The following is a 2,446-nucleotide window of genomic DNA, read 5'->3' as shown; positions in this document are numbered from 1 at the left end:
GGGTGCCGCGCGACCGCCCCGTGCGCCCGGACCGCGCCGTACGCCCGGTCGGCCCGTTCTGCCCGTTCGGCCCGTTCGGCCCGGGCGGCCCCGGCCGGCGGATGCGCGCCCCCGGCGCGGCTAGAGGACCTCCGTCACGGTGCCCGCTCCGACCGTGCGTCCGCCCTCGCGGATCGCGAAGCCGAGACCGGCCTCCAGCGGCACGTCACGTCCCAGCTCGACGGTCAGGTCCACCGTCTCGCCGGGGCGGGCGACGGCCGCCTCCCCGAGGTCGACGTCGCCGACCACGTCCGCCGTCCTGATGTAGAACTGCGGCCGGTACCCGGTGGCGACGGGGGTGCTGCGGCCCCCCTCCGCGGCGGACAGCACGTACACCCGCGCCGTGAAGCGCCGGCGCGGCACCACGGTGTCCGGCTCGGCGACCACGTGGCCGCGCCGTACCGCGTCGCGGGACAGACCGCGCAGCAGCAGCGCCACGTTGTCCCCGGCCTGGGCGAGGTCCATCGGCTTGCCGAAGGTCTCCAGGCCGGTGACGGTGCTCGCGAGGGGACCGCCGTCGGACCCCAGCACCGCGACCCGGTCGCCGACGCGCACCGTCCCGCGCTCGACGGCCCCGGTGACGACCGTCCCGCGGCCGGTGATGGTGAGGACGTTCTCCACCGGCAGCAGGAACGGCGCGTCGGTGTAGCGCACGGGCGTCGGCACGTACGTGTCGACGGCGTCGAGCAGCGCCTCGACCGAGGCGATCCAGCGCGGGTCGCCGTCGAGGGCGCCGCGCCCGGAGACCCGTACGACCGGGGCGGTGTCGCCGCCGTAGCCGTGCGCCGTCAGCAGGTCGCGCACCTCCAGCTCCACGAGGTCGGTGAGCTCGTCGTCGCTCGCGTCGGCCTTGTTGAGGGCGACGACGATGTGGTCGACGCCGACCTGCCGGGCGAGCAGCACGTGCTCGGCGGTCTGCGGCATGATCCCGTCGAGCGCCGAGACGACGAGGACGGCGCCGTCGAGCTGCGCGGCCCCCGTGACCATGTTCTTGATGTAGTCGGCGTGTCCGGGCATGTCGACGTGGGCGTAGTGGCGGGTCCCGGTCTCGTACTCGACGTGCGCGATGTTGATGGTGATGCCGCGGGCGGCCTCCTCGGGCGCGCGGTCGATCCTGGCGAACGGGGTGTACGTGGCGCCGCCGCGCTCGCTGAGGACCTTGGTGATGGCCGCGGTGAGCGTGGTCTTGCCGTGGTCGACGTGGCCCATGGTGCCGATGTTGAGGTGCGGCTTGGTCCGCACGTATGCCGTCTTGGGCATGGCTGTGGCTTCCTGCCTGGATGTTCGCGGATGCTCGGGACCCCGTGGGACCGACCGACCCTCCCCCTTCGGGGTCCGCCGGTCGGTCCGGGGAGGGTCAGCTTCGGGCGCCGTCGAGGGCGGCCGCGGTGGCCGCGGCTGCTGCCGCGGCCGTCCGGTGGGAAGCGGGGACGGCAGCCTTCGGCGCGGCCGCGACTGCGGACCGTGCTGCGAGGAAGGCGTACCGGAACATGGGTCAGATACTCGCCGGGGACGGCTCCGGCGTCGAGCGAATTTCCGCGCCGGGCGGCCGCGGCCGCACCTCCGGGGCGCCCGGACGCACGCCGCCCGGCGGGGTGTTCACCCGCCGGACGCCCGCGTGCCGGGTGTCCGCCACGGACACGGCACCGCATGACCGCCGCGTTCTCGGTTACTCTCCGGGCGTGCTCCACACCGTCCCCCCGCCCGCGAAGCCCGGCCTCCGCGCGCGGATCGTGCGCCGGCTCCTGTCCCCGTGGTGCCGCTTCGCGCTGCTCGTCGCGGTGCTCGGCGCGGCCGCCGCCCTCGTCCTCGTCTACCAGCCGCAGCGGCTGCTGTCGGAGGGCTGGCCCGTGGGGACGGGCGGGGCGCTCGCGGCGACGCTGTTCGCGCTGGTGTACGGGCTGTGCGCGGCGGCGTTCGCGCCCCGCCCGCTGCTCAACGCGGCGGCCGGGGCCCTGCTGGGGACGGTGGCCGGGCTGTGCGCCGCGATCGGGGGGACGGTGCTCGCGGCGGCGATCGCGTTCGGGCTCGGCCGGGTGCTCGGGCAGGGCGCGCTGCGCCGGCTCGTGCGGGGGCGCTGGCTCACGGCGGCCGACGGGCTGATGAGCCGGTACGGCTTCCGGTCGATGCTGGCGATCCGCCTGTTCCCCGGCGTGCCGTTCGCGGCGGCCAACTACGGCGCCGCGGTCTCCCGGATGACGTGGTCCTCGTTCCTGCTGGCGACCGGGCTCGGGTCGATCCCGAACACCGCGGCGTACGTGGTGGCGGGTTCGACGGCCGCGTCCCCGACGTCCCCCGCCTTCCTCGTCGCGACCGGGTTCATCGTGCTCTCCGCCGTCGCGGCGGCCGTGGTGGGCTGGCGCAAGCGCCACCACCTGGGCTCGGCGGCCCGGGCGCACGGCGGGGC

Annotated in this window: 2 protein-coding genes; one reads left to right on the top strand and one right to left on the bottom strand. The window is 76.0% G+C overall.

All coding sequences use genetic code 11. The annotated features are described in order from the left end of the window. Positions 1-120: 120 nt before the first annotated feature. Positions 121-1,299 carry an elongation factor Tu gene (tuf, locus tag L1885_RS27130; protein WP_235799802.1) on the bottom strand — a complete coding sequence of 393 codons (1,179 nt, stop codon included), beginning with the start codon at positions 1,297-1,299 and terminating at the stop codon, positions 121-123. Between the two features lie 422 nt (positions 1,300-1,721). Here tuf and L1885_RS27125 point away from each other — a divergent pair. Next, positions 1,722-2,446, top strand: a 725-nt coding sequence (locus L1885_RS27125; protein ID WP_235799801.1) for a TVP38/TMEM64 family protein, incomplete at its 3' end; no start/stop codon positions are given.

It is taken from the genome of Streptomyces fuscigenes (genome assembly GCF_021556455.1).
Lineage (GTDB): Bacteria > Actinomycetota > Actinomycetes > Streptomycetales > Streptomycetaceae > Streptomyces > Streptomyces fuscigenes.
Note: the sequence above shows the minus strand (reverse complement) of the source record. Positions and strands in the feature narration are given on the sequence as shown.

Bases quoted from the DNA above. Each gene is read 5' to 3' on its own strand.
- tuf (WP_235799802.1), bottom strand. From the start codon at position 1,299: ATGCCCAAGACGGCATACGTGCGGACCAAGCCGCACCTCAACATCGGC.